Consider the following 24676-nt stretch of genomic DNA (forward strand, 5'->3'; position numbering starts at 1 on the left):
CGTATACGGAGGAATTATGAAATGGCAAATGAACAGCAACCGAAAAAAATGGAATTTACCATAATTAAAAACAATCCTACCGATGGCCACAAAGGGTTTGGAATTGGTTCCATCACACTTGAGAATGTCTCTCCAGTCATCATCGATGTGAATGAAAAAACAGCTGAAGTAGATATTGGTGCAATGCATGCAAGAAGTGCAGTCGAAAAGGGTATCAAATTTACAACAGACCGTAAAGATTCTGAAGGTGGCAAACCGTACTGGCTTGTATGGGTAACGATTGAACAAAAAGAGAACGGGCCATATTATGCTGGTGTGACTGCATGCGAAATGGTAGTCAATCGCGAAAAACGCAGAGGCTACAAAATACTGGCAGAGCATGTCAACAAAATGGATAAATCCATGAAAAGAAATATTATGATTGATGAAATGGATACGACGTCAAAACAGGTCCTTGGTGAGTTTTTGAAAAACTTTAATGAAGAGATGTGGAAAAATAGCAGTCCTTCATTACATGCTGATTTAGGCTTTGAATGATCCAATTTTTGTCGAACATGCGCTTTTTTCTGGCACTTTCTAATTACGTGGTTGAAAGTGTTCTGGAAAGGAAGTACACTAGAATTAAAGCTTGCAAATGTAAGCTAGGACATATGCTGTGCGAGAAGTTGTATGGTTCTCATTAGCCATCCCAAGGGCGAAAGGATAAATGCAGTCATCTTGAAGCAGAAAACTTCCACCCCAAAGGTTAACGGACACCTTTGGAATGGAAGTTTTTTTTAGTTTGTTATTCAAATAAAGAGAATGGGAACAGACTCCATGTTTCATCCGTTTCTTTTGTCAATTCATTAACGATAGAAGGATCTGTGCATTTTTTCTTGGGCATATCTTTTTTCTTGAGATATACTAATCGCTGTCTGCCACATGCTTTTGTAGCAATGCCCCCAGTTTCAACATCTATGATAGCGGATTGAACACCTTTTGGTGCGATAAAAGGTTCGCTGGGAGTATCTTTCAGTGCCCCTTCCATAAAGTCAATCCAGATATGCTTTGTAGCTCTTGCATCTTCTTCACTTGAGAGCTGTTTTCCCTGGTCGTATCCGTTCCATACACCGGCTGTTAATGATGGCGTAAAGCCGATCATCATTTGGTCTGTCAGGGTTGTACCCGATTTTGCAGCATAAGGTCTTGTTTGTCTGTTGCGCAGACTTACACCTGTAGCAGGGGTATAGTCGTTAAACACAGGGTCAAACATGCCTGTCATCAACTGAGTTAAAATGAAATTCTCATCTTTTTTTAGCACTCTTTTTTCTTCACGTTTTTCTTCAACTTCATAAATTAATTTGCCTTCGCCATCCTTGATAGAGAGCACGGTAATTGGTGATCTCTTAACTCCGCCTGCAGCGAGTGTATTATATGCGGATGTAATATCCTTCAGCGTCACTTCTGTTGTACCAAGTGCCACAGAAGGTGTATTTTGTAGGGTTTCACCAATGCCAAAGCGATTGAGCATTTGCTTAAATTTACGATGACCTACTTCCTCATAGGTTTTTACGGCAAAAATATTGTCAGAGATGGCCAATGCTTGTGCAAGCGAAATAGGGTGATTGGCAAATTTGCCATTTACATTTTTAGGTTCATACTCTGAACGTCCACCGTCATAGGTGAAAATGGTTTTTTCTGCATCCATAAATGTGATTGGCGAAAAATCATTTTCTAATGCAGTCGCATATAAAAACGGTTTAATAGCAGAACCAGGTTGCCTTTTTGCTTGGGTCACACGATTATATGAACTCTCTGTATAATGAGTGCCTCCTACTAATGAAGTCACATATCCTGTTTTAGGATCCATGCTGACAAATCCAACTTGAAGACCAGAACTTGGCATATTTTTCTCTACAGCTTCCTCTGCAGCTTTTTGGTGGAGCGGATTTAAAGTCGTTTGGATAGTCCAACCGCCTTCTGCAATGTTTCGACCATTTTTCTCCAAAATCTTTTTAGCCTCCGCCCAAACTGTATCGACAAAGTAAGGAGCATTCATTTTATCGCTATCCCACTCGTCATATTTAAATGTTAGGTTTTCATTTTGTGCGCGTTCTTTTGCTTCTTCTGTAATCATCTCTTTATTTCTCATCAACGACAAGATCAGCTGCTGTCTATTATGATTATTTTCTTCACTTGCCAGAGGCGAGTAAATGCTCGGCCCTTTCGGTATTGCTACCAGGGATGCAGCCTCAGGAAGTGTAAGCTCTTTTGCTGGTTTGGCGAAATAATAGCGGCTGGCAGCTTCAATTCCATACATACCATGACCAAAATAAACTGTATTTAAATATCCTTCTAGAATCTGATCTTTATCATAGAAAGTTTCTAATCGATACGTATAGAGGGCCTCATTCATTTTACGAAGCCATGTTTTATCGTGTGAAAGATATAAATTGCGGGCATACTGTTGAGTAATCGTACTAGCACCTTGCACTTTTTTCATTGCTTTCACATCTTGTACTATGGCGCCTGCAATCCGTGTATAGTCAAAACCATTGTGCTTATAAAAATTTTGGTCTTCAGTAGCAATCAAGGCTTTTGTTACAAAAGGCGAAATATCATCTAACCCTACCCAGTAACGACGTTGTCCGGCAAATTTATCTCCAATTTGTTCCCCGCTAGTATCTAAAAAAACGGTTGCCTTAGGAACAGTTAAAGATGGAGCCCCTGTAATTTGAGCGTAAACACGGAGTGAGACCAGAGCAGTAATGACGCTTGAGGCACACACGACCATCAATATGACTAACTGCCGTAGTCGCAGCTTCTTTTTTCGTTGCTTATGATATTCAGCTCGGTTCATCCTATCGCTTCCTTTCCTATCGTTGAAACTAGTATGTGAAGAGATTGCACAAACTAAACGGAAAGAATAGCGCTAAATTTGATGAAAAACGAATAAAAAGCAGGACAGATCTTACAAATCTGAATACAAAAAAAGTGCCAATGGCTATTTGTCCATTGGCACAGGAGTTTTAGGGATTTGATTATAGTGAACGATTTGATTGTTCCCTTTCGTTGTTGCAAGTCGAAAGGCATCGTGTGTGGATTGGGCAATTTCGTAAATCGTCTTGCCGTTCTCAGGATAGTTAGCAATACCGACACTAACAGAGATAGAAGCACTGCTTCCGTCTTCTAAATCTACTGACATCTTGGAGATGGATTTACTTATATCATAGGCATATTGCAAACTGGATGCGGGCGGCAGATCTTTGCAAATTAAATAAAATTCTTCTCCACTAATCCGAATAGAGGTAGAACCAGGATGTTCTCTATTAAATTCTTTTAGCAATTCGCCAATTTTCCTTAAAAATTGGTCGCCCACCATAACGCCATGTTTCATATTAATCTTGCTAAATTGGTCTATGTCAATCAATAGCAGGGCAAACGGAATTTCGCTTTGAATGTAACGATCTATAATGCACTTACATTTTCGGATATTTGGCAAGCCTGTTAAAAAATCAGTTTCTACCATTTTTTCGATTGTATGGATTTTATTAAACTGATTATTTAAGAGACGAATTACAAACGCAGTTATATAAAGTGCTGGAATCGAGATAATGAATAATAGCACAGCGCTTATTAACCAATTTTCTGCATTGAGCGCAATGCTAGAGGCGTAAAAAAGAATGGAAAGCAATAGATAATAATGCAGATTGCGAAATTTAATCGGTTTCCACCAAGCTAGTAAGGCGAGAATAAGTCCTACTATGATGGTCAAAATTCCAGAATGGATGGAAATTTCCGAGAGACCGGAAATATATATGCGCGTTATGCCAATTAATGTTGCCGCAATACCCATAGAAATAGGGCCGCCAAGCCATCCGGATAACAACAAAAGCACATTGCGCAAATCGCCGTTTATTAGATATTCGCTCTTAAAATGGGTGGATGCTTTCATTAAAAGCAAACCTGTAATAGAAGCGGCAAAACCAACAATCCATGGATGGAATTCCTTATAGATGCCAGTAGATTGCTCAAGTAACTGATAGGCAAGGTAAAAGGAAATGACAAAAGTAAATAATAGCGAAAAATAAACTGCGTATTCAAGAAACACGTAATATCACCGCCTAAAGTCTTCTATCTATTATACCATTTACCTAGATAGCGAGAAGAAAAATTTTTTCAATCTGCATAAAGAAATGTTAAAATGTATTTTTATTCTGAAATAGATTTGCTTTGGGCACATTGAGGATAGGATGGTTAAACTGACAGAAAGGGGTTCAATCGCAAGTTGTACCTTGAAATGAACTCCTCTCCTATCCTATAATAAAAAGGTTATATTAAGTAGAAAATGGAGGCATCACTTATGCCAGATGCTCTTTCAATACCGGTACAATTAAAAATAACTTCAACAATCACACAACAAGGTGAAAAGCCTGAGCAGATTGAGTTTTGGTCTGAGGGTACCCTTATGGAAAAACGCGGACAAATCTATTTGCAATACACCGAAGTGCAAGAGGACTCACATATACGGACAACATTGCGGTTTGGTGATAAGGATGCAATGATTATTCGCAATGGTGATGTTAAGATGCGCATGCCATTTGTCGTGGGAGAATCACAAAGGGGCCATTATCAAAGCCAATTTGGACAACTACCGTTATTTACTCAGGTGAAGGAAATGAAATACCATCCATCGGAAACTACGCACAGCGGCCGGTTTTATCTACAGTACGAATTAATTATCGGTTCCGAACATGCGGGCAATTTTATATTAGAACTACAGTACACGGAGGGAAATAAATGAACGCAGTAGAACAAGTGCAACAAGCCATTAAAGATGCGCTAAAAGCAGCTATTCAAAAAGCAGGCATCATTGAAGATACGAGTTCTTTGAATATTCACCTTGAAACACCGAAAAGCAAAGAGAATGGTGACTATGCTACGAATGTGGCGATGCAGCTAACTAAGCTGGCTAAAAAGCCACCTCGTGCGATAGCAGAAGCGATTCTTGAAAACCTTGAAACAGAACAAACAAATATTGAAAACATCGAGATTGCTGGCCCTGGTTTTATGAACATCACATTGCGCAAAGATTACTTAGCAGATGTTGTGAAGATGGTCTTAGATCAAGGCGTTAATTATGGCCGTACAAACACAGGCAAAGGTGAAAAGGTCCAAGTTGAATTTGTTTCTGCAAACCCAACTGGCGATCTTCACCTAGGACATGCGCGTGGTGCTTCAGTCGGCGATTCTTTATGCAATGTTTTAGACTTTGCTGGTTATGATGTTTCTCGTGAATACTATATTAATGATGCCGGTAACCAAATCAATAAATTAGCGAACTCCCTTGAGGCAAGATATCGCGAATCGCTTGGTTTGCCATTCAATATGCCTGAAGATGGATATCATGGGAAAGACATCATTGAAATCGCTAAAGAGCTTTCAGCAGAATATGGCCCTGAAATCCTTGATAAGTCAGATGAAGAACGTTTTGAGTTTTTCCGTGAGCATGGATTAAAACATGAATTCGGCAAGCTACAAAAAGATTTGCACGATTTCCGTGTGGATTTCGATGTTTGGTTCTCTGAAACATCACTCTACAAAGACGGAAAAGTGGAAACAGCTCTTCAAAAACTAAGAGATAATGGACATGTTTTCGAACAAGACGGTGCCATTTGGTTCCGCTCTACTACATTTGGCGATGATAAAGATCGTGTATTAGTAAAATCAGATGGTTCTTACACTTATCTAACACCAGATATTTCTTATCACGAAGATAAATTGCGTCGTGGCTTTGACCAATTGATCAATATCTGGGGTGCAGACCATCATGGTTATATTCCACGTATGAAAGCTGCGATTGAAGCACTTGGCTATGACCGCGACCGATTAGAAGTGGAAGTCATTCAAATGGTTAACCTAATGCGTAACGGCGAGAAAGTGAAAATGTCTAAACGTACGGGGAATGCAGTTACACTTCGTGAGTTGGTAGAAGAAGTTGGCCTAGATGCAGTACGCTATAACTTTGCTATGCGTGCAGGTGACTCTCATTTAGATTTTGATTTGGATTTGGCTGTTAAACAATCAAACGAAAACCCTGTATATTACGCACAATATGCTCATGCGCGTATTAGCTCAATCTTGCGCCAAAGCGCAGAAAAAGGGTTTGTACCATCAATCGAACACCTTGACGCTTTGTCTACAGAAAAAGATATTGAGCTGTTGAAAAAAGTAGGCGATTTCCCGCAAATTGTAGCTGACGCTGCTCGTGTACGTGCACCGCACCGTATCGCCAACTATATTCAAGAACTTGCCGCAACTTTCCATCGCTTCTACAATGCTGAAAAAGTGTTAGATGAAGAAAATAAAGACCGTTCAGAAGCACGCCTTGCACTTATCACAGCAGTTCGCACAACGATCGCGAACGCGCTAAAATTGATTGGCGTTTCTGCACCGGAAAAAATGTAATAATTATAACTCTTAAAAAGCGGAGCCAACAACACCATATTGTTGCTCTGCTTTTTTGTTGATAAACAACTTCACCTAGCTTGGAAATTACCTGACTAGAATAATCTATTAAATATCTCTTCCTAATTTACAAAATATTAGATATAATAAAAAGAAATAAAATACATAGTTTAATCGGTCCCGAATAGAGAGCTATTTGGGTTAAAAGGGAAATCGGTAAAAGCCGATGCGGTCCCGCCACTGTAAGTGTGAGCAATTCGAGAATGCCACTGAAGGAAACTTTGGGAAGGTGCGATGCGCGATGATCACGAGCCAGGATACCTGCCGATTATAGAACACCGTTTATATCGACGAGGATTGATAGGTGCCATTATGATCTTTTTTATAATGCTGCAATCACCAAACCTCTCGTTGTGAACGAGAGTTTTTTATTTTGGAGAAAAGGTTAAAGACCTTTTTCTCCAACCAACAGTAATCTTACACACCAGGGGGAGTAAAAAATGAAGAAACTATGGCAGCTTGGTTTTATGCTTGTGATGGCATTTACATTGCTTGTAGGCTGTGGCCAATCCGACTCTAAAAAGCCAGAAGCAGAAAACAAAACCACGCAATCAGAAAACAAAACAGCTACATATCCAATGACAGTAACAGATGATACAGACAATAAAGTCGAATTTAAGCAGGAACCAACGAAGATTGTGTCTTTAATGCCGAGTAATACTGAGATTCTTTTTGCTTTAGGATTAGATGATCACGTAATCGGCGTGACAGATAATGATACGTATCCAGAAGCTGCTACTAAAAAAGATAAAGTAGGCGGCATGGAGCTTAATATTGAAAAAATTATCAGCTTAAAACCGGATGCCGTTTTTGCGCATGGCATGATTGCCGAATCTGCAAAGAGCGGTATACAGCAACTTCGAGATGCAGATATTCCTGTATTTGTCGTTAAAAATGCCAGCAACTTTGAGGAAACATATGACTCGATTAAAACAATCGGCAAAATTACAAATAGAAGTGCAAAAGCAGATCAAATTGTAGAAGATATGAAAGCGAAAGTAAAAGATGTACAGGCTAAAGTAGCAGATGTAAAAAAACGCAATGTATTCGTTGAAAACTCTGATGAGCCTGAGATTTATACAGCTGGTAAAGATACATTCATGCAAGAAATCTTAAACCTAGCGAATGTTAAAAATGTGGCAGATGATCAATCAGGTTGGTTTAAAATCGACCCTGAGGAAATTATTAAGCGTGACCCAGATGTATACTTAATCACATATAATTATGTACCGAATATCGTAGAGAAAGTAAAAAAACGCCAAGGGTTTAAAGATTTAAAGGCTATTAAAAACGACCGAGTAGTACAAGTTGATCCGGACAAGACTAGCCGTCCAGGACCTCGCCTTGCTGAAGGGCTTGAGGAAGTGGCGAAAGCTGTTTATCCAGAGGTATTTAAATAAGTGAAAAAAATAGTAGTTGGATATCTCGTAACTCTTGCTATTCTTCTTTTGAGCATGGCTTTGGGGATATCAGCCGGCGCTGTTAAAGTGCCAATCAGTACGTTATGGGACAATAATGCAGATGAAGTAGCATCGAATATATTATGGTCTATTCGAATGCCTCGTGTGATTTTAGCAGGACTCGTTGGAGCATCATTAGCTATTTCAGGTGCCGCTTTCCAAGGGTTGCTTAAGAATCCGCTTGCTGATCCATATACGTTAGGAGTGTCATCAGGTGCCTCAGTGGGCGCCGTGATGACGCTCTTTTTCAGTCTTTCAGCACCTGTATTGGGCATGTTTACGTTGCCCGCATTCAGCATGATAGGTGCATTATTGACAATGTTTTTGGTTTTAGGATTTGCGAAGCTTGTAGACAAAGCGATGAAAATGGAAACGCTGATATTAACAGGCATAATCATTAGTTCATTTCTCAGCTCTATCATCTCTTTGATGATCGCGCTCACTGGTGAGGAGCTTCGACAAATCATTAGCTGGCTAATGGGCAGTGTGTCGATGCGCGGCTGGCCATATGTTAAGATGATTTTACCGTTCGTCATAGTGGGCACAATTCTATTATGGCTGAACCGACGAGAATTGAATGCCATGCTATTTGGCGAAGAACGAGCGAAATATTTAGGCGTCAATGTTAGAAGAAGTAAATTAACGCTACTGATTGGTGGATCGATGTTAACGGGAGCAGCTGTTTCTGTATCAGGCACCATCGGATTTGTGGGGCTAGTAGTACCGCATATGACACGCTTGCTTTTTGGCGCGAATCATCAGCATCTTTTGCCACTTTCACTGATGAACGGGGCATCACTGCTCATACTTTGTGATTTAGTTGCAAGAACAATTATTGCGCCGACAGAACTGCCTATCGGTGTGATTACGGCATTGCTTGGTGCGCCGGTATTCGCCTATATCTTCTTTAGGCAACGAAAAGGATAGGGGGGTACAGAATGCTAAACGTAAAAGATCTTACAGGAGGATATGATGAGAAACATCCAATTGTAAAAGGTATAAATTTTAGTGTGGAAAAAGGCCAATTCTTAGGGGTACTTGGCCCAAATGGCAGTGGCAAATCTACGCTACTTAAAGCTATTAGCGGTACGCTCCCATTCAATCAGGGAAATGTTCAGATTGAAGGGAAGAGTCGAGAGGAGTATACGGCAAAAGAGCTTGCCCGCAAAATGGCTGTGCTGCCACAACTACATACACAGGCTTTTTCGCATTCTGTTCGAGAGACAGTTTCGATTGGTCGTTACCCTTATCAGCATAGGTGGCTTTCCACATGGACGGATGAGGATGAATCAGCGATTAAAAAGGCGATGGAGTCCACAGGCATTCTCTCATACGAAAAACAGTTGCTTGAAAATCTTTCAGGTGGTGAGCAACAGCGTACATATGTGGCACAAGCACTGGCACAGAGTGCTGATTTATTGTTGCTGGATGAGCCAACTAACCATTTGGATATCGAACACCAGCGAAAACTACTTGATATGATTCGCCTTGAAGTGGTCCAAAATGGATTAACAGTTCTGTCCATCTTCCATGATATCAATCTGGCAGCGCTCTACTGTGATCGCCTGCTCTTGCTAAATAAAGGAAAAATTTATGCGTTGGGTGAGCCGCATGAGGTGCTAAAAGAACACTTTATAAAAGACGTCTATCACACGACTATATCGACCTATCCACATCCTATTTTGCCCAAACCCCAAATGACATTAATGCCTGAAATAGGGGAGAGGGAGGAAAGTATTCCGATAAAAGCAGAAGATATAAAAATACGTGATGAGTATGTCGAGTTAAATACATCTTCACCCTTGAAGGCTTTCTCCTCTGCCGTCCATAATGCAGGCGTCGGCTGGTATCAGTATTTCGTTAACCGGACGGTTGATGCAGAGTATATGTGCGATGATGCGCATGATGAATTAAAAGAATACTTAATGGAGAAAGGATTTTCTCCTACAAATACAGTCGCCATGATGACTGCAGTGCCAGCTAAAAATGCAGTAGTACGGCAATTCACTTCCGACGAGGCCGATATTGTTGTGGCAGTTACTGCTGGGGTGGGTAATGCAATCGATATTGCGAGCGCTTACAAAAGAGAAGATGTATTTCATGTAGGGACTATTAATATATGGGTGTTTATCAATGGCACATTGACAGATGAATCGTTCATGCAGGGGATGATTGCTATAACGGAAGCGAAAACAAAGGCGATGTATACAGAACAAATTAAAGATGTTGTTTCTGGCACCATTGCAACAGGCACCTCAACAGATAGTGTGCTAATCGCCGCAACGCAAAATGGTCCTTTTTATGAATATGCAGGAAGTGCAACCGCAGTAGGCAAGCTCATCGGTCGCGGTGTTTATGAAACCCTTTGTACTGCACTGCAAGACTATAAAAAAGCGAAGGAGCAAGACTAAATGCTGGCACATTTAATCGCTTGTACGCTAGGGATCTTTCTTGACCGTCTTATTGGAGATCCTAAAAGAATGCCGCACCCTGTAAAATGGATCGGCAGTTTGATCGGATGGCTAACAAAACGATTGAATAAGGGTGGATTCCGCAAAACGAAGGGTGCGTTGCTAGTCATTTTGGTCGTAGGAGCAACGACTGTATCCGCTTATGCAGTGGTTGTGATTGCCTATCAAGTGGGCATTGTTTTTGGCATCTTGGTAGAAGGTTTACTCATTACATTTGGGCTTGCCCAAAAGAGCTTGAAACAAGCAGCGATGGAAGTCTATGAACCTCTTACTGCTGGCAATTTAGTACAAGCACGTGTGAAGCTTTCGTGGATTGTTGGGCGAGATACAGAGAAACTTTCGGAAAGCGAAGTCACACGAGGTGTGGTAGAGACAGTTTCTGAAAATACGAGCGATGGCGTGACGGCTCCATTATTTTGGGCTTTTCTATTCGGTGCAGCTGGCATCTGGATGTACAAAGCTGTAAATACGCTTGATTCAATGGTTGCGTACAAAAATAAGGAATTCAATGAGTTTGGTTTTGTAGCAGCTCATACAGACGATGTCTTCAACTATATCCCAAGCCGTTTGACAGGATTACTGATCCTTTTAACGATGCAAAATGAGACGAAGCATTCACTTTCTGAACGAATGAGGGGATGGTTGACTGATGCCAAGAAGCATCCAAGCCCTAATAGTGGTTATTTAGAAGCAGCGACTGCTTATCAGCTTGGTGTACAACTGGGTGGAACTAATTATTATAAAGGTGTTGTCTCCAAAAGAGCCACAATGGGGCAGAAGGAAGTAGAGTTAGCTCCGAGACATATTCAGCTAGCCGTAAATCAAATGTATTCTGTCACAGCTTATTTTTGGTTACTCGGTATTATGATAGGAGGAGTTATGATTGTCATTGCCTAACCATGGAGCGAATCCGCAATTGTTATACAGTGAATTAGCAATTCCGCTTCCAGAACAAATCATAGATTACAGTGAAAATGTAAATCCATTAGGGCCGCCCCTCTCAGTAGTAGAAAACTGGCAAGGCTATATACACTTACTTTCTAGCTATCCAGAACCGCACGGCGAACCATTTCTATCTGCTATTGCAGCATATCACGGCATTCCGAAGAGCCGCGTATTGCTTGGGAATGGTGCGGCCGAGATTTTTTCATTGCTTGCTGGACACTTTCAAAGAAAATGTGCGATGATTGTTCATCCAACCTTTTCGGAATACGAGGCAACTTTAAGAGCAAATGGGACAGAAATCATTCATCTCTCAGTAGAAGAGATCGAAAATTGGAAGCTGCCAATAGACCATATTATAGAAAATATGAAGCGTGCCGATCTGTTGTACCTTTGCACACCAAATAATCCTACCGGTGTACTGCCACCAAGGAATGAACTGGTGCACCTTTTAGAGGAAGGTCAAAAAATGGGCTGCACAGTAATATTGGATGAAGCCTTCATCGATTGGATTGGGGAGGAAGCATCCATGATTTCGTACATAGAGGATTTTTCAAATCTAATCATTGTGCGCTCGATGACCAAAATGTACGCAATTCCAGGAATCCGGCTAGGCTATATGGTAAGCTCTCCTGCATTGATTGAAGCATTGCGCGAAAAAGTACCGCATTGGCATATTAATGGCATCGCTGCCCATATAGGAGCAAAATGTATCGACGAAACGCATTATAGAGAAAAATCCATAGAATATGCTAAAAAGTCGAAAGCAAAATTTGTAGATTTCCTGCAAAAATTAGGATGCAAAACAACAAAGAGCGTGACTAATTATGTTTGTTTTAAGCTTCCTCATCCAGATTTGTCTCAAAGATTTTTTCACGAAATGCTGAACAGCGGCATTGTCCTGCGGCATACTGAAAACTTTAAAGGATTGGATGGTAAATGGTTTCGAGTAGGAATGAAGAATGAACAGGCAATGGCAGTTCTTCAAGAGGAGATGGAAGCATGGATCAAGCAAAACTCTCATTTATAACAGGCGGTGTTCGAAGCGGCAAAAGTGCGTATGCGGAGCAGCGATTAGTAGAGTTAGCAAAGGAAGTGCGAGCAAATCGCTTGGTCTACTTAGCAACGGGTGTAGCCTTCGATGAAGAAATGACAAACCGGATAGAGCGGCATAAACATGACCGGATAATGCAAGAGCATCAATGGGTAACCATTGAACAACCCACGAATTTCAAAAAGGTATTGGTTCAGGTGAAGCAAGGAGATGCTATTCTTTGGGATTGCGTCACAACTTGGCTATCGAATGAATTCTATGAACAGAGTGAATCAGGCGTTTTTGCTTGGAAGCAAGAAGGCAAACTCAAACAGCGGATGGACGAGATGAAAAGCACTATTTTACAAATTCGCGCTATGGGAATACCTCTCGCCATCGTTTCCAACGAAATGTTAGATGAACCTCTTTCCGCAAATCCTGAGGTACATCTATATCAGCAGACAATTGGCAGGCTCCACCAGTGGTTTGTCAAGAATGCTTCAGAAGCAATTGAAATTGATTACGGCTTTATACATAAATGGAAGTAGGGAGCGAATTAGAATGACAAATGGTCTGCTGCTTGCACTTCAATTTTTTTCAATTTTGCCTATTCATAAAGAAATTCCAATGACGAAAAAGACCGTCACGGCCATGTTTGTCGTTTTTCCTTGGCTGGGCGCATTGATAGGCTTTGTGTTGTCTAGTGTCTATTATTTATTGCATACATACACAGACATTAGTTCATTACTTTTAAGTTTTATTTTGATTAGCGGTTATGTCATTTGTTCAGGTGGACTTCATTTGGATGGATATGTAGACACAAGCGATGCCTATTTTTCTTACAGAGATAAGAAAAAACGATTAGAGATTTTGGATGATCCTCGGACAGGTGCTTTTGGCGCTATATCATTGGTATTTCTAATTCTAGCTAAAATCTTCTTTTTGACAGAATTGCTCGCGAAGCCGTCTTTTCATTGGATATGGCTAATTGCTGTTCCTTTCTTATCACGATTGTGTATGTCAATTTATTTTATTTGTACACGTACATCTAAAGAGAAGGGATTGGCTCACTTTTTTAAACAGCACTTACATATGAAATATTGGTTAATTGGAACTGTATGTTCGATGATTGTAGGAGGAGCTTTATTTATATGGCTTAGTGGAACATGGGCTATACTTTTTCTGCTATTCATGATTGTGTTGGCTGCTATGATCTATAGATGGTGGTCACTTCAGCAGTTTAGCGGGAGTTCAGGAGATTTGCTTGGAGCTCTTATCGAAGGGATGGAGGCGGTTTTATGGATAGTCCTGTTGTTGTGCATCTAATACGCCATGCCAAAACAAAAAGCAACGACGAAAAGCGGTATCTAGGCTGGAAAGATGAGCCCATTTTGAAAAGAGAAGAGCTGCCAGTAGTAAATAGGGAATATCCCGTTGTTTTCGGAAGCGATTTAGTGCGCTGCAAGCAAACGGCTGAAGCTTATTTTCCGGGTGCGGTTTATGTAGAAGACGAGGGGCTTAGGGAATTGAACTTTGGTCAGTTTGAAGGGAAAACCTATGAAGAATTAAAGGAAGACCAGCACTATCAAAAGTGGTTGGATGATTCGAATCAAGTAGCACCGCTGGAGGGCGAAACATTAGAAATCATGACTAATCGCTGTCGGATAGCTTTTAAAAAATTGCCACAAGGCTTATCAGTGTACCCGCTCGTAGTGCACGGTGGTACGATTCGCGTTTTGCTGACGGAATTTGCACCGCACGAAAGCCAGTTTTGGGATTGGGTAGTCACGCATAATGATATATATACATTGGAGTGGGAGTCGAGAAGGGCTTTTGAGGAGGGAGAAAGATGCACGTTTTTATCGGTGGTGCCTATAACGGCAAACATGAGTATGTGAGAAATTGGCTCATTGAACAGCATGAAAATGATGTAGCGTGGTATGAAGGTGTCCTGCCAAAAGAGCCCAAAAACAAAACTATTGTCATTTCTCATTTAGAAAAAATTCTCCAATCAGATGAGGAAAAAGATGAATTAATACTCGCGAAAAAGATAGCAAAACAGTTACAATTATGGGAGAAAGAACATCAGGTGATCGTCATTGCAACTGAAATGGGGCGAGGAATTGTTCCTCTTAGCCGGCATGATCGAATATTAAGGGATGCGTGCGGTAGGCTTTATCAGGAGCTATTTAAGAGTAGTGAACATGTCACACGCATCTGGTATGGCTTGAGCGAAAATATTAAGTAAGAAAGAAGGGGATTTCAATGAATTTATACACACGTACAGGTGACAAGGGGAAAACAAGCATTATTGGCCGAAGAGTGGATAAGGATGATTTGCGAGTAGAAGCATATGGCACAATTGATGAATTGAATTCATTTATCGGCAAGGCAATGACTGAGCTAGATCAAGAGAAATTCCAAGATATCCTAGAAGATTTGCAAAATATACAAAATGAATTGTTCGATTGTGGCGGTGATTTAGCGAATGTGATGAAAGAGCGCCATTATAAAATGACAGATGAGCCGATCGAAGTTATGGAAAAACGAATTGATGTACTAATGGATGAGCCGCCTTTACTTGAACGCTTTATCCTACCGGGAGGCTCTCCTGGCGCAGCTACTTTGCATATTGCCCGCACTATTGCAAGACGTGCAGAACGTTTGACTGTCACACTTTTCAAAAATTCCGAGGAAAACGATGTGCCGTTAGTTGTTGGACGATACCTCAATCGTTTATCCGATTATTTATTTGCTGCTGCCCGTGTAGCCAATTGTAGAATAAATGTTGCTGATATTGAATATATCCGTGGGGCGAAAGTATTTAAAAATGGCGGCCGTAAAGAGAAGGATTAATCCGCATGAAATATCGTAGACTTACATTTACAGCGATGATTGCTGCATTAAGTGCAATTGGCGCAATGATTAAAATACCTGTTGGCATCGGTTCGGCAGCGCTTGATTCAGCCCCTGCATTTTTGGGTGCTGCATTATTGCCTGCCCCGATTGCAGGTGCGGCAGCGGCGATTGGACATATGGTCTCTGCAGAGCTTAGTGGATTTCCGATGACGCTTCCATTCCACGCGCTGATCGCCATCGAAATGTTTGCAGTAGTCTATGGTTTTGCTAAACTTCATCAACGAAATCATCATCTACTAAAATGGCTGTTCGCTGTCATCGTAAACGGTATTTTAGCGCCGTTGCCGTTTTACTTTCTCATTTCACCGCAAACATACTATGCTATTACCCCCGGCATATTCATCGCTACCGTTATAAATGCCGTTATTGCAGGATTATGCTTACCGGCAATAACAAAAGTAACCGGAAAAGTGGGAGACACGTGTCGATGAGAAATGCTATACAACTACCAAATGGACTCATTGTTACAACGGATAATGCAGGAGCAATTGGGCAAAAAAAGAAAGATACAGTACATGTGCCAGATGAAATGGTCAGTTATTTTTCGGCTCGCGTGACGCTTTTAGAGCAATGGGCTGCAGGCGCTGAACCACATTCCATTCTTATGCATAACTTTAGCGGCGACGAAGCATGGGTGCGCTACTTAAAAGGGGTTCATCAAGTATTCGATGAGATAGAATGTTCTTCTCCACCTATAAGCGGAAGTACTGAGTCCAACATTGAAACGCTACAATCAGGCTTAGCGATTACCATGTTAGGAGAGCAAATCTATCAATCAAAAGCTCCAGAAACGCTCAAATGGTTTACATACGGCAAACCGCTTGTAGGAGAAAACCTACTGGCTGAAAAAGAAAAGGTTGCTTCGTTGAAATCTATTTACAAAGCTAGGCAAGGGAATATAATTGCATCTGTATGGCCGGTGGGCTCGAAAGGAATAGCAGGAGAAATCAAACGCATTTTTGGTAGCAAACCTTTTACTTGCGCATGGGAACCTCACGCTTCAGCAGGTCCATCAACTGTTGTTCTAATTGGGGTGGAGCCTAAAAAAATACATACTGCCCAATCGCTGTTCGGTGAATTACTCTTGCCGATTAGCTGGAAAGACAGTCCATAATATTACGCCGAGAAATCATCCTTTAGATTTCTCGGCGTTTTTTTAGAGAAAAATTGATTGGGCGAGAGAAAATAAATATGATAGAATACTTAGACAAGTTGAAATATACTTTCGCTTTCTAGAAAAAAGTTTACGGAAGGAGAAAATCATTTTCACAGAAATTCTAAGAGAATCCTAGAAATGTGATTGACTGAATGCTCATTCATATTTTACAATAGACAAAACAGAGTATTTTCAGAATTCTCTTGAGATAAAACAAAGGGGAGTAACAACATAAGGGGGGAATAACATGAATCCATTGTTGATCGTCAATTGGATCTTGTTTTTAGGGGTAGTCGCTTATGCTTTAGGATTGTTTACGTATTTAGTAAAAACGCGTTATCAGTTCATTAAAATGGGGAAGAAAACCGAATTTGATAACAATGTTAAAGCACGGTTAGAAAAAATTTGGGTGTATGTTTTTGGCCAAAAGAAACTAATGAAAGACAAGAAGAGCGGTGCCATTCATGTCATGTTCTTCTATGGCTTCCTACTAGTTCAGTTTGGCGCTATTGATTTTATATGGAAAGGGTTAAAGCCGGGTTCCCATCTACCATTTGGACCGCTATACCCTTACTTTACATTTTTCCAAGAAATCGTCACCTTAGTGATTTTGGTGGCTGTTGTCTGGGCGTTCTACCGTCGTTATGTGGAAAAGCTAGTACGTTTGAAACGAGGATTTAAGTCAGGCCTTGTATTGCTATTTATCGGTGGCTTAATGGTATCCGTTCTTGTGGGAAATGGCATGGGCATGATCTGGCATGGCGAATCTGCAACATGGTCTGAGCCAGTCGCATCGTTGATTGCTACTGCATTTGCATTCTTGCCAACAACGGCAGCTATTACTGTATTCTTCGTTATGTGGTGGGTCCACCTATTATTCTTGTTGACTTTCTTAGTCTATGTGCCGCAATCCAAACACGCGCACTTAATCGCAGGACCAGCCAATGTATATTTCAATCCTTTGACACCGCCAGGGAAATTAACTCCGATTGATTTTAATGCGCTTGAAGATGAAGAGGGTGAATCAGAAGATGAGATGCCTTCATTTGGCGTAGGGAAAATAGAAGATTTTACACAGCTCCAATTAATTGATTTATACGCATGTGTTGAGTGCGGGCGCTGTACAAATATGTGCCCAGCAACAGGGACAGGCAAGATGCTATCACCGATGGATTTGATGACAAAGTTACGTGATCATCTTACATTTACAGGCGCTGTACAAACACATCAACAACCTTGGGTACCAAAGATGTTCTTTGGCCATACAAAAGGTAATCAACTAGCAATGGCTGCAGGAGCAGAAGGCGCTGTAATTGAAGATGTATACAGCCCGTCGTTGATTGGTGATGTCATTACGGAAGAGGAAATTTGGGCATGTACTACCTGCCGAAACTGTGAAGACCAATGTCCTGTTATGAATGAGCATGTTGAAAAGATTATTGACTTGCGACGTTATTTAACTATGACAGAAGGTCGCGTAAACCCTGATGCACAGCGCGCGATGACGAACATCGAACGCCAAGGCAATCCGTGGGGTATCAACCGTAAAGAGAAGGAAAATTGGAGAGATGCTCGTCCTGATCTTCACATTCCTACAGTAAAAGAAGCAACAAAAGCTGGAGAAGAATTCGAGTTCTTATTCTGGGTTGGCTCAATGGGGTCATTCGATAACCGCTCACAAAAAATTGCGTTGTCCTTCGCGCATTTGATGAACAAAGCAGGTGTGAAATTCGCTATCTTGGGCAACAAAGAGAAGAATTCAGGCGATACACCGCGCCGCTTAGGAAATGAATTTTTATTCCAAGAGCTGGCTGAAGCAAATATCAAAGAATTTGAAAAAGCGGGCATCACAAAAATCGTCACAATCGATCCGCATGCATACAATATTTTTAAGAATGAATATAGTGATTTTGGTTGGAATGGTGAAGTACTCCACCATACAGAAATGTTATATGAGCTGGTGATGAGTGGAAAAATTAAACCGCAACACGCAGTGAATGAAACCATTACATTCCATGATTCCTGCTACCTTGGCAGATACAATGATGTGTATGATGCGCCGCGTGAAATTTTAAAAGCAATCCCTGGTGTGAAGTTAGTGGAAATGGAACGAAACCGCGATACAGCCATGTGCTGTGGAGCTGGTGGCGGACTTATGTGGATGGAAGAGCATGTTGGAAACCGAATCAATGTGGCGCGTACTGAACAAGCGCTAGCAGTTAATCCAACTATCATCTCGTCAGGTTGTCCATATTGTTTAACAATGCTATCAGATGGAACAAAAGCGAAAGAAGTGGAAGAAACGGTTGGCACATATGATATTGCTGAGCTACTTGAAAAATCAGTGTGCGGCGAAATACAAACAGTGCCGGAGCCTTTAGAAGAAACCGTTTAAAACGAGAAAAAAATTAAAGTATTGCATAAATTTTGAAAGTTTTATAAACTTAACTCAAGTAAAAAAGAGAGAGCTAGAGCCCTCTCTTTTTTTCTAAAAGTTAATTGAGCGAGCGTTCAATCAAAATGTAAATACTCATCATTTCAATTTTTATGTAAGCGTAACCAATGACAAAAAGGGGTGTCAAACTTGCAAAAAACAGTGATTATTGACGGAGCACGTACAGCGTTTGGGAAATTCGGGGGAAGTTTAAGTTCTTTGGCAGCAAGCGATCTAGGGGGAGCTGCTATTAAAGAAGCATTAAAACGTTCTAATGTAGATGCAGAGCAAGTAGATGAAGTCATTATGGGAACAGTGTTGCAAGCAGGGCAAGGCCAAATACCTTCGCGCCAAGCTGCTACTAAAGCAGGTATACCTTACACTGTAAAAACTGAAACAATCAATAAAGTATGTGCATCTGGTATGCGCAGTGTGACGCTTGCAGATCAATTAATACGGCTTGGAGAGGAAAACGTAATCGTAGCAGGCGGGATGGAGTCGATGTCTCAAGCGCCATATTATTTGCCAAAAGCACGATTCGGCTACCGTATGGGAGACGGAGCCATTGTGGATGGCATGGTTTATGACGGCCTTTCATGTGCGTTCTCACCAAATCATGTACATATGGGTACGTATGGCGACGAGACGGCAGAAAAATTTGGACTTACAAGAGAAGCACAAGATAATTGGTCACTGCGTAGCCACCAAAATGCTATTGCGGCAATAGAAGGCGGTAAACTCGGTGAAGAAATTGTTGCTGTTAGCATTCCACAACGAAAAGGCGAGCCAGTCGTTGTCGACCAAGATGAAGCGCCAAGAAAAGATACATCCATCGAGGTGCTTGGCAAATTGAGACCTGCTTTCACTAAAGATAGCGGAACGGTTACTGCAGGTAATGCTCCTGGCATTAACGACGGTGCATGTGCAGTTGTGGTAACGAGCGAGCAGTATGCAGAGGAAAATGGCTTAAAACCGTTAGCAACTATTTTAGGTCACGCAGAGGTTGGAGTAGAACCAAACGATTTCCCGCAGACACCAGGATTAGTTATTAACAAGCTACTTGAAAAGACAGGTAAATCATTAGAAGAAATTGACCTTTTTGAAATCAATGAAGCATTTGCGGCTGTTGCACTTGCTAGCAGTAAAATTGCTAATTTGGATGAAGAAAAAGTCAATGTTAACGGCGGCGCTGTAGCATTAGGCCACCCAATCGGTGCATCAGGAACGCGTGTTATTTTAACTCTTGCGTATGAATTACGTCGTCGCGGTGGTGGTATTGGTATCGCAGCTATCTGTTCGGGCGGTGGCCAAGGAGACGCGATTATGATCGAAGTACCGACAACGGAGGGATACTAAGATGGCAATACAAAAAGTAATGGTCATTGGCGCTGGCCAAATGGGATCAGGCATTGCCCAAGTTTGTGCTCAAGCAGGTTTAGAAGTACTGCTAAATGACATTAGCGAAGAGTCGTATGAAAGAGGCATAGGCACAATTACGCGAAACCTGTCACGCAATGTAGAAAAAGGACGTATGGACGAAAGTGAAAAAGCGGCTGTCTTGCAACGGTTTACTAAATCATTGTCACTTCAGGATGCAAAAGAAGTTGATTTGGTGATTGAAGCAGCTGTTGAAAACATGGATACCAAGCAATCTATATTTAAACAACTAGATGTAATAGCACCAGAACATGCCATTCTTGCTTCTAACACATCTTCACTGCCTATTACTGAAATAGCAGCAGTGACAAATAGACCAGCACAAGTAATCGGCATGCACTTTATGAATCCAGTGCCTGTCATGAAGCTAGTCGAAATTATTCGCGGGCTTGCTACTTCTGATGAAGTATATAACTCAATTGAAGAGTTAACAAAAAAACTTCAAAAAGTACCTGTAGAAGTGAATGATTTCCCAGGATTCGTGGCAAATCGTGTACTTATGCCAATGATCAATGAAGCCATCTTCACACTTTATGAAGGGGTTGCAACAAAAGAAGCAATCGATGAAGTGATGAAGCTTGGTATGAACCATCCAATGGGACCACTGACGCTAGCTGATTTTATCGGGCTAGATACATGCCTATATATCATGGAAACACTATACGAAGGATTCGGCGATAGCAAATATCGCCCATGCCCACTGCTTAGAAAATACGTCAAAGCAGGCTGGCTTGGCAAGAAATCTGGAAGAGGGTTCTACGAATATAGTTAGTAGAAAACTGTAATTAAAGGAAAATTTAAAAGAATACAAAGGGAATTCAAGAGCAGAATCCTGCTAGTAATCATGAGAGTACTAAAAGTATAGTTGCAGAGAATTTGATAATAAATATTTGATGTTAAAACTTTGTAGAAGTGCGGGTGGCGGAGACTCCTTGGGGATTAGCGAGTCAGGTAAGACCCCACAGGAAGCGGAGCTGACGATGAGGCTTACCACTCGCCCCAGGAACGCACAGCTGCCCGCACTTCGCCCTCATCTCAACTATTATGATTTGGGAAACTATATGGAAGTGGAATTAACGGAGACTCCTTGGGGATTAGCGGGACAGATAAGACCCCGCAGTAAGCGATGCGAGCGAGGAGGCTTATCGCCCGCCCCCAGGAAAGCGGAGTTAATTCCACTTTGATTCAAATCAGAGTAGTAGTAGAAAAATAGATATCTGTTTTTGAATGCATTTTAAATAAATGATGTAAAAGGGAGAGACATCATGAATCTACAATTCACGGAAGAACAAATGATGATGCAAAAGATGGTTCGTGATTTTGCAAGAGAAGTAATTGCACCGCAAGTTGATCAACTGGAAAAAGGGGAATTTCCACGCGATATCCTAGCGCAAATGGGAGAGCTAGGGCTTATGGGCATTACCGCACCTGCAGCATATGGCGGTTCAGAAATGGATTTTACATCCTATATCATTGCCATCCATGAACTATCTAAAGTAAGTGCAGTCATCGGGGTGATTTTGTCTGTGCATACATCGGTCGGAACAAATCCGATACTCTATTTTGGCACAGAAGAACAAAAGAAACGCTATGTGCCAAAGCTGGCTAGCGGGGAGTATCTGGGTGCATTTTGCTTAACAGAGCCATCAGCCGGATCAGACGCAGGATCTCTTAAAACAAAAGCAGTAAAGCATGGGGATTACTACGAATTGAACGGCTCAAAGGTCTTTATTACAAATGGCGGCGAAGCGGATGTGTATATCGTGTTCGCCTCAACAGATCCAACACAGGGAACAAAGGGTATATCAGCGTTTATCGTCGACAAAGACACGCCAGGCCTTGTTATAGGGAAAAATGAAAAGAAAATGGGCCTTCATGGTTCTAAGACAGTTCAGCTAACATTTGAGCAAATGCGAGTTCCTAAAGAAAATTTGCTGGGTGAAGAAGGTGAAGGGTTCAAAATCGCTATGGCTAACTTAGATGTCGGAAGAATTGGTATCGCGGCACAGAGCTTAGGGATTGCTGAAGCGGCGCTGGAGGAATCTGTTCGCTATGCAAATGAGCGTATCCAATTTGGCAAACCGATTGCAGCCAATCAAGGCGTTTCGTTTAAATTGGCGGATATGGGCACCGCTGTAGAAGCGGCGAGATTGTTAGTATATCGAGCAGCCCATTTACGTTCGCTAGGGAAGCCGTGTAGAACAGAAGCATCAATGGCTAAATTATTTGCATCAAAAACAGCTGTCGAAGTGACAACAGAGGCTATTCAAGTTTTTGGTGGTTATGGTTATACGGAAGATTATCCTGTTGAACGATATTTCCGCGATGCGAAAGTGACTGAGATTTATGAAGGCACTAGTGAGATTCAACGGATGGTTATATCAAGGAGCTTAGAATAGGTCATTAGGTTTCACGGTAAAAAGATAGAAAGTAAATATCAAACAAAGGGGATTTGACAATGAATTTTACACTATCAGAAGAACATGAAATGATACGCAAAATGGTTAGAGATTTTGCAGAAAATGAAGTAGCGCCAAGTGCTGCTGAACGCGATGAAAATGAAACATTTGACCGCGCTATTTTTGATCAAATGGCGGAACTTGGTTTGACAGGTATACCTTGGCCAGAAGAATACGGCGGTATCGGCTCTGATTATTTAGCATATGTCATTGCTGTAGAAGAGCTTTCAAGAGTATGTGCATCAACAGGTGTAACATTATCTGCACACACATCACTTGCTGGGTGGCCCGTTTATAAATTTGGGACAGAAGAACAAAAGCAAAAATATCTTCGTCCAATGGCTGAAGGGAAGAAAATCGGTGCTTATGGCCTTACAGAACCTGGTTCGGGATCTGATGCAGGCGGCATGAAAACAACTGCAAAGTTGGATGGTGACCACTACATATTAAATGGCTCAAAGATCTTTATTACTAATGGCGGCATCGCTGATATTTACGTAGTATTCGCAGTGACAGATCCAGAAGCAAAAAATGGCACGTCAGCATTTATCGTAGAAGCTGATTATGAAGGTTTCTCTGTTGGGAAGAAAGAAAAGAAAATGGGCATTCGTTCATCACCAACAACTGAAATCATCTTTGATAACTGCCGTGTGCCAAAGGAGAATATGCTTGGTGCAGAAGGCGACGGTTTCAAAATTGCAATGAAAACTTTAGATGGCGGACGAAACGGCATTGCAGCGCAAGCAGTAGGTATTGCACAAGGTGCGCTTGATGCAGCAACACTGTATGCCAAAGAACGCGTGCAATTCGGTAAGCCAATCTCTGCAAACCAAGGGGTATCATTTAAATTAGCAGATATGGCGACTGCAACAGAAGCTTCTCGCCTGTTAACGTACCAAGCGGCGTGGCTTGAATCCAATAACCTGCCATATGGCAAACAATCGGCAATGGCAAAATTAATGGCTGGCGATACAGCGATGAAAGTAACCACAGAAGCGGTGCAGGTATTCGGCGGATATGGCTATACGAAGGATTATCCTGTAGAGCGTTTTATGCGTGATGCAAAAATCACTCAAATTTATGAGGGAACTCAAGAAATCCAACGCCTTGTAATCTCTCGTATGCTTTTGAAATAATGTATGGAAAATGAACAAAAAAAACGGATTCATACCTCGATTAAGGATGAAGTCTTAATTGAAAAGAGGCGCACAGAAATGATTCAGGGCGCTGTTCGCCTCTTTAAAGAAAAAGGCTTCCATCGGACTACTACGAGGGAAATCGCCAAATCAGCCGGCTTTAGTATCGGAACGCTTTATGAATATATCCGCACAAAAGAAGATATTCTTTACCTTGTTTGCGACCGTATTTATCTTGAGGTTCAGCGTCAATTGGGACCTTTCCAGCAGCGAGAAGCGAGCATTGAGGGATTGATTGAAGCGATTACGCAGTATTACATGCTTGTGGATTCAATGCAAGATGAAATGCTCGTGATGTACCAAGAGTCAAAGTCCTTGCCAAAAGATGCGCTTGATTATGTATTAGCGAAAGAAATCGAAATGGCTGGCATTTTTGAAAATTTACTGTTAGGATGCGTAGAACTTGATCAAATGAAGTTTTCGCCAAAGGAAATTAAACTATTGGCACATCAAATTGTTATCCAAGGTCAGGCATGGGCATTTAGAAGATGGGTATGGCGCAAAGATTATAAAATAGAAGATTATATCAAAATGCAAACAAACATATTATTAAACGGTATGTTGAGCTAAGTGGAACGGCGCAAGGATGGAATACACAAACAGCAATGTGGGTGGATCACTAGCCTTGCCTTTTCTTTTTAATAAGGGATTGAGAGAAGTTT

The 24676-nt window shown here is 41.3% G+C and carries 23 protein-coding genes and 1 riboswitch; of the genes, 21 read left to right on the forward strand and 2 right to left on the reverse strand.

Annotated features, from left to right (window positions below):
- The first annotated feature begins 21 nt into the window (after window positions 1-21).
- Window positions 22-537 (forward strand): YwhD family protein, encoded by a 516-nt coding sequence (locus tag F0527_RS00720; RefSeq protein ID WP_147195479.1) that lies wholly within the window; start codon window positions 22-24, stop codon window positions 535-537.
- A 247-nt stretch (window positions 538-784) separates the two neighbouring features.
- On the opposite strand, the gene F0527_RS00725 is transcribed toward F0527_RS00720, so the two are convergent.
- Together F0527_RS00725 and F0527_RS00730 are read right to left on the reverse strand one after the other, a co-directional pair.
- On the reverse strand, window positions 785-2839 hold the full coding sequence (locus F0527_RS00725) for a transglycosylase domain-containing protein (protein ID WP_150283429.1): 2055 nt from the start codon (window positions 2837-2839) through the stop codon (window positions 785-787).
- 144 nt (window positions 2840-2983) lie between these two features.
- Window positions 2984-4090 carry a GGDEF domain-containing protein gene (locus tag F0527_RS00730; RefSeq protein ID WP_150283430.1) on the reverse strand — a complete coding sequence of 369 codons (1107 nt, stop codon included), beginning with the start codon at window positions 4088-4090 and terminating at the stop codon, window positions 2984-2986.
- 252 nt (window positions 4091-4342) lie between these two features.
- Here F0527_RS00730 and F0527_RS00735 point away from each other — a divergent pair, with 252 nt between their 5' ends.
- The 20 genes from F0527_RS00735 to F0527_RS00830 all read left to right on the forward strand — a co-directional run bounded on the left by F0527_RS00735 (window position 4343) and on the right by F0527_RS00830 (window position 24584).
- Window positions 4343-4783 carry a YwiB family protein gene (locus F0527_RS00735; RefSeq protein ID WP_066791681.1) on the forward strand — a complete coding sequence of 147 codons (441 nt, stop codon included), beginning with the start codon at window positions 4343-4345 and terminating at the stop codon, window positions 4781-4783.
- Window positions 4780-6447 (forward strand): arginine--tRNA ligase, encoded by a 1668-nt coding sequence (gene argS, locus F0527_RS00740; protein ID WP_150283431.1) that lies wholly within the window; start codon window positions 4780-4782, stop codon window positions 6445-6447. Before F0527_RS00735 ends, argS begins: the two co-directional genes overlap by 4 nt.
- A gap of 158 nt (window positions 6448-6605) precedes the next feature.
- A riboswitch (cobalamin riboswitch) is annotated at window positions 6606-6790 on the forward strand.
- Window positions 6791-6947: 157 nt separating this feature from the next.
- Window positions 6948-7907, forward strand: coding sequence for an ABC transporter substrate-binding protein (locus F0527_RS00745; protein ID WP_150283432.1), 960 nt, complete (start codon window positions 6948-6950; stop codon window positions 7905-7907).
- Window positions 7908-8894 carry a FecCD family ABC transporter permease gene (locus tag F0527_RS00750; RefSeq protein ID WP_190323351.1) on the forward strand — a complete coding sequence of 329 codons (987 nt, stop codon included), beginning with the start codon at window positions 7908-7910 and terminating at the stop codon, window positions 8892-8894.
- Between the two features lie 11 nt (window positions 8895-8905).
- Window positions 8906-10378: an adenosylcobinamide amidohydrolase gene (locus tag F0527_RS00755; RefSeq protein ID WP_150283433.1), complete on the forward strand. Its 1473-nt coding sequence runs from the start codon at window positions 8906-8908 to the stop codon at window positions 10376-10378.
- Window positions 10379-11335 carry an adenosylcobinamide-phosphate synthase CbiB gene (cbiB, locus tag F0527_RS00760; RefSeq protein ID WP_150283434.1) on the forward strand — a complete coding sequence of 319 codons (957 nt, stop codon included), beginning with the start codon at window positions 10379-10381 and terminating at the stop codon, window positions 11333-11335.
- A complete protein-coding gene (locus F0527_RS00765; protein WP_150283435.1) occupies window positions 11322-12410 on the forward strand; it encodes a pyridoxal phosphate-dependent aminotransferase in 1089 nt (362 codons plus the stop codon). The genes cbiB and F0527_RS00765 overlap by 14 nt, the downstream gene beginning before the upstream one ends.
- Window positions 12383-12961: a bifunctional adenosylcobinamide kinase/adenosylcobinamide-phosphate guanylyltransferase gene (locus F0527_RS00770; RefSeq protein ID WP_150283436.1), complete on the forward strand. Its 579-nt coding sequence runs from the start codon at window positions 12383-12385 to the stop codon at window positions 12959-12961. The genes F0527_RS00765 and F0527_RS00770 overlap by 28 nt, the downstream gene beginning before the upstream one ends.
- Window positions 12962-12974: 13 nt before the next feature.
- Complete coding sequence (gene cobS, locus F0527_RS00775) at window positions 12975-13739, forward strand: adenosylcobinamide-GDP ribazoletransferase (protein ID WP_190323352.1); 765 nt, start codon at window positions 12975-12977, stop codon at window positions 13737-13739.
- Complete coding sequence (locus F0527_RS00780; RefSeq protein WP_150283438.1) at window positions 13712-14311, forward strand: histidine phosphatase family protein; 600 nt, start codon at window positions 13712-13714, stop codon at window positions 14309-14311. Before cobS ends, F0527_RS00780 begins: the two co-directional genes overlap by 28 nt.
- Entirely contained in the window at window positions 14263-14661 is a 399-nt protein-coding gene (locus F0527_RS00785; protein WP_150283439.1) for a bifunctional adenosylcobinamide kinase/adenosylcobinamide-phosphate guanylyltransferase, read from the forward strand. Before F0527_RS00780 ends, F0527_RS00785 begins: the two co-directional genes overlap by 49 nt.
- A 17-nt stretch (window positions 14662-14678) precedes the next feature.
- On the forward strand, window positions 14679-15269 hold the full coding sequence (locus F0527_RS00790; RefSeq protein ID WP_066791697.1) for a cob(I)yrinic acid a,c-diamide adenosyltransferase: 591 nt from the start codon (window positions 14679-14681) through the stop codon (window positions 15267-15269).
- 5 nt (window positions 15270-15274) lie between these two features.
- Window positions 15275-15763, forward strand: a complete 489-nt coding sequence (locus F0527_RS00795) for an ECF transporter S component (protein WP_150283440.1) — start codon at window positions 15275-15277, stop codon at window positions 15761-15763.
- Window positions 15760-16446, forward strand: coding sequence for a hypothetical protein (locus F0527_RS00800; RefSeq protein ID WP_150283441.1), 687 nt, complete (start codon window positions 15760-15762; stop codon window positions 16444-16446). Before F0527_RS00795 ends, F0527_RS00800 begins: the two co-directional genes overlap by 4 nt.
- A gap of 289 nt (window positions 16447-16735) precedes the next feature.
- Window positions 16736-18883, forward strand: coding sequence for a (Fe-S)-binding protein (locus F0527_RS00805; protein WP_150283442.1), 2148 nt, complete (start codon window positions 16736-16738; stop codon window positions 18881-18883).
- A gap of 189 nt (window positions 18884-19072) precedes the next feature.
- On the forward strand, window positions 19073-20278 hold the full coding sequence (locus F0527_RS00810) for an acetyl-CoA C-acetyltransferase (protein WP_150283443.1): 1206 nt from the start codon (window positions 19073-19075) through the stop codon (window positions 20276-20278).
- Between the two features lies 1 nt (window position 20279).
- Window positions 20280-21131, forward strand: a complete 852-nt coding sequence (locus tag F0527_RS00815; RefSeq protein ID WP_150283444.1) for a 3-hydroxybutyryl-CoA dehydrogenase — start codon at window positions 20280-20282, stop codon at window positions 21129-21131.
- A 493-nt stretch (window positions 21132-21624) separates the two neighbouring features.
- Entirely contained in the window at window positions 21625-22758 is a 1134-nt protein-coding gene (locus tag F0527_RS00820) for an acyl-CoA dehydrogenase (RefSeq protein WP_150283445.1), read from the forward strand.
- Between the two features lie 59 nt (window positions 22759-22817).
- Entirely contained in the window at window positions 22818-23954 is a 1137-nt protein-coding gene (locus F0527_RS00825; protein WP_150283446.1) for an acyl-CoA dehydrogenase, read from the forward strand.
- Window positions 23955-23957: 3 nt separating this feature from the next.
- Window positions 23958-24584 (forward strand): TetR/AcrR family transcriptional regulator, encoded by a 627-nt coding sequence (locus F0527_RS00830; protein WP_150283447.1) that lies wholly within the window; start codon window positions 23958-23960, stop codon window positions 24582-24584.
- Window positions 24585-24676: the final 92 nt, after the last annotated feature.

The sequence above is a fragment of the Rummeliibacillus sp. TYF-LIM-RU47 genome, from assembly GCF_008638315.1.
GTDB lineage: Bacteria > Bacillota > Bacilli > Bacillales_A > Planococcaceae > Rummeliibacillus > Rummeliibacillus stabekisii.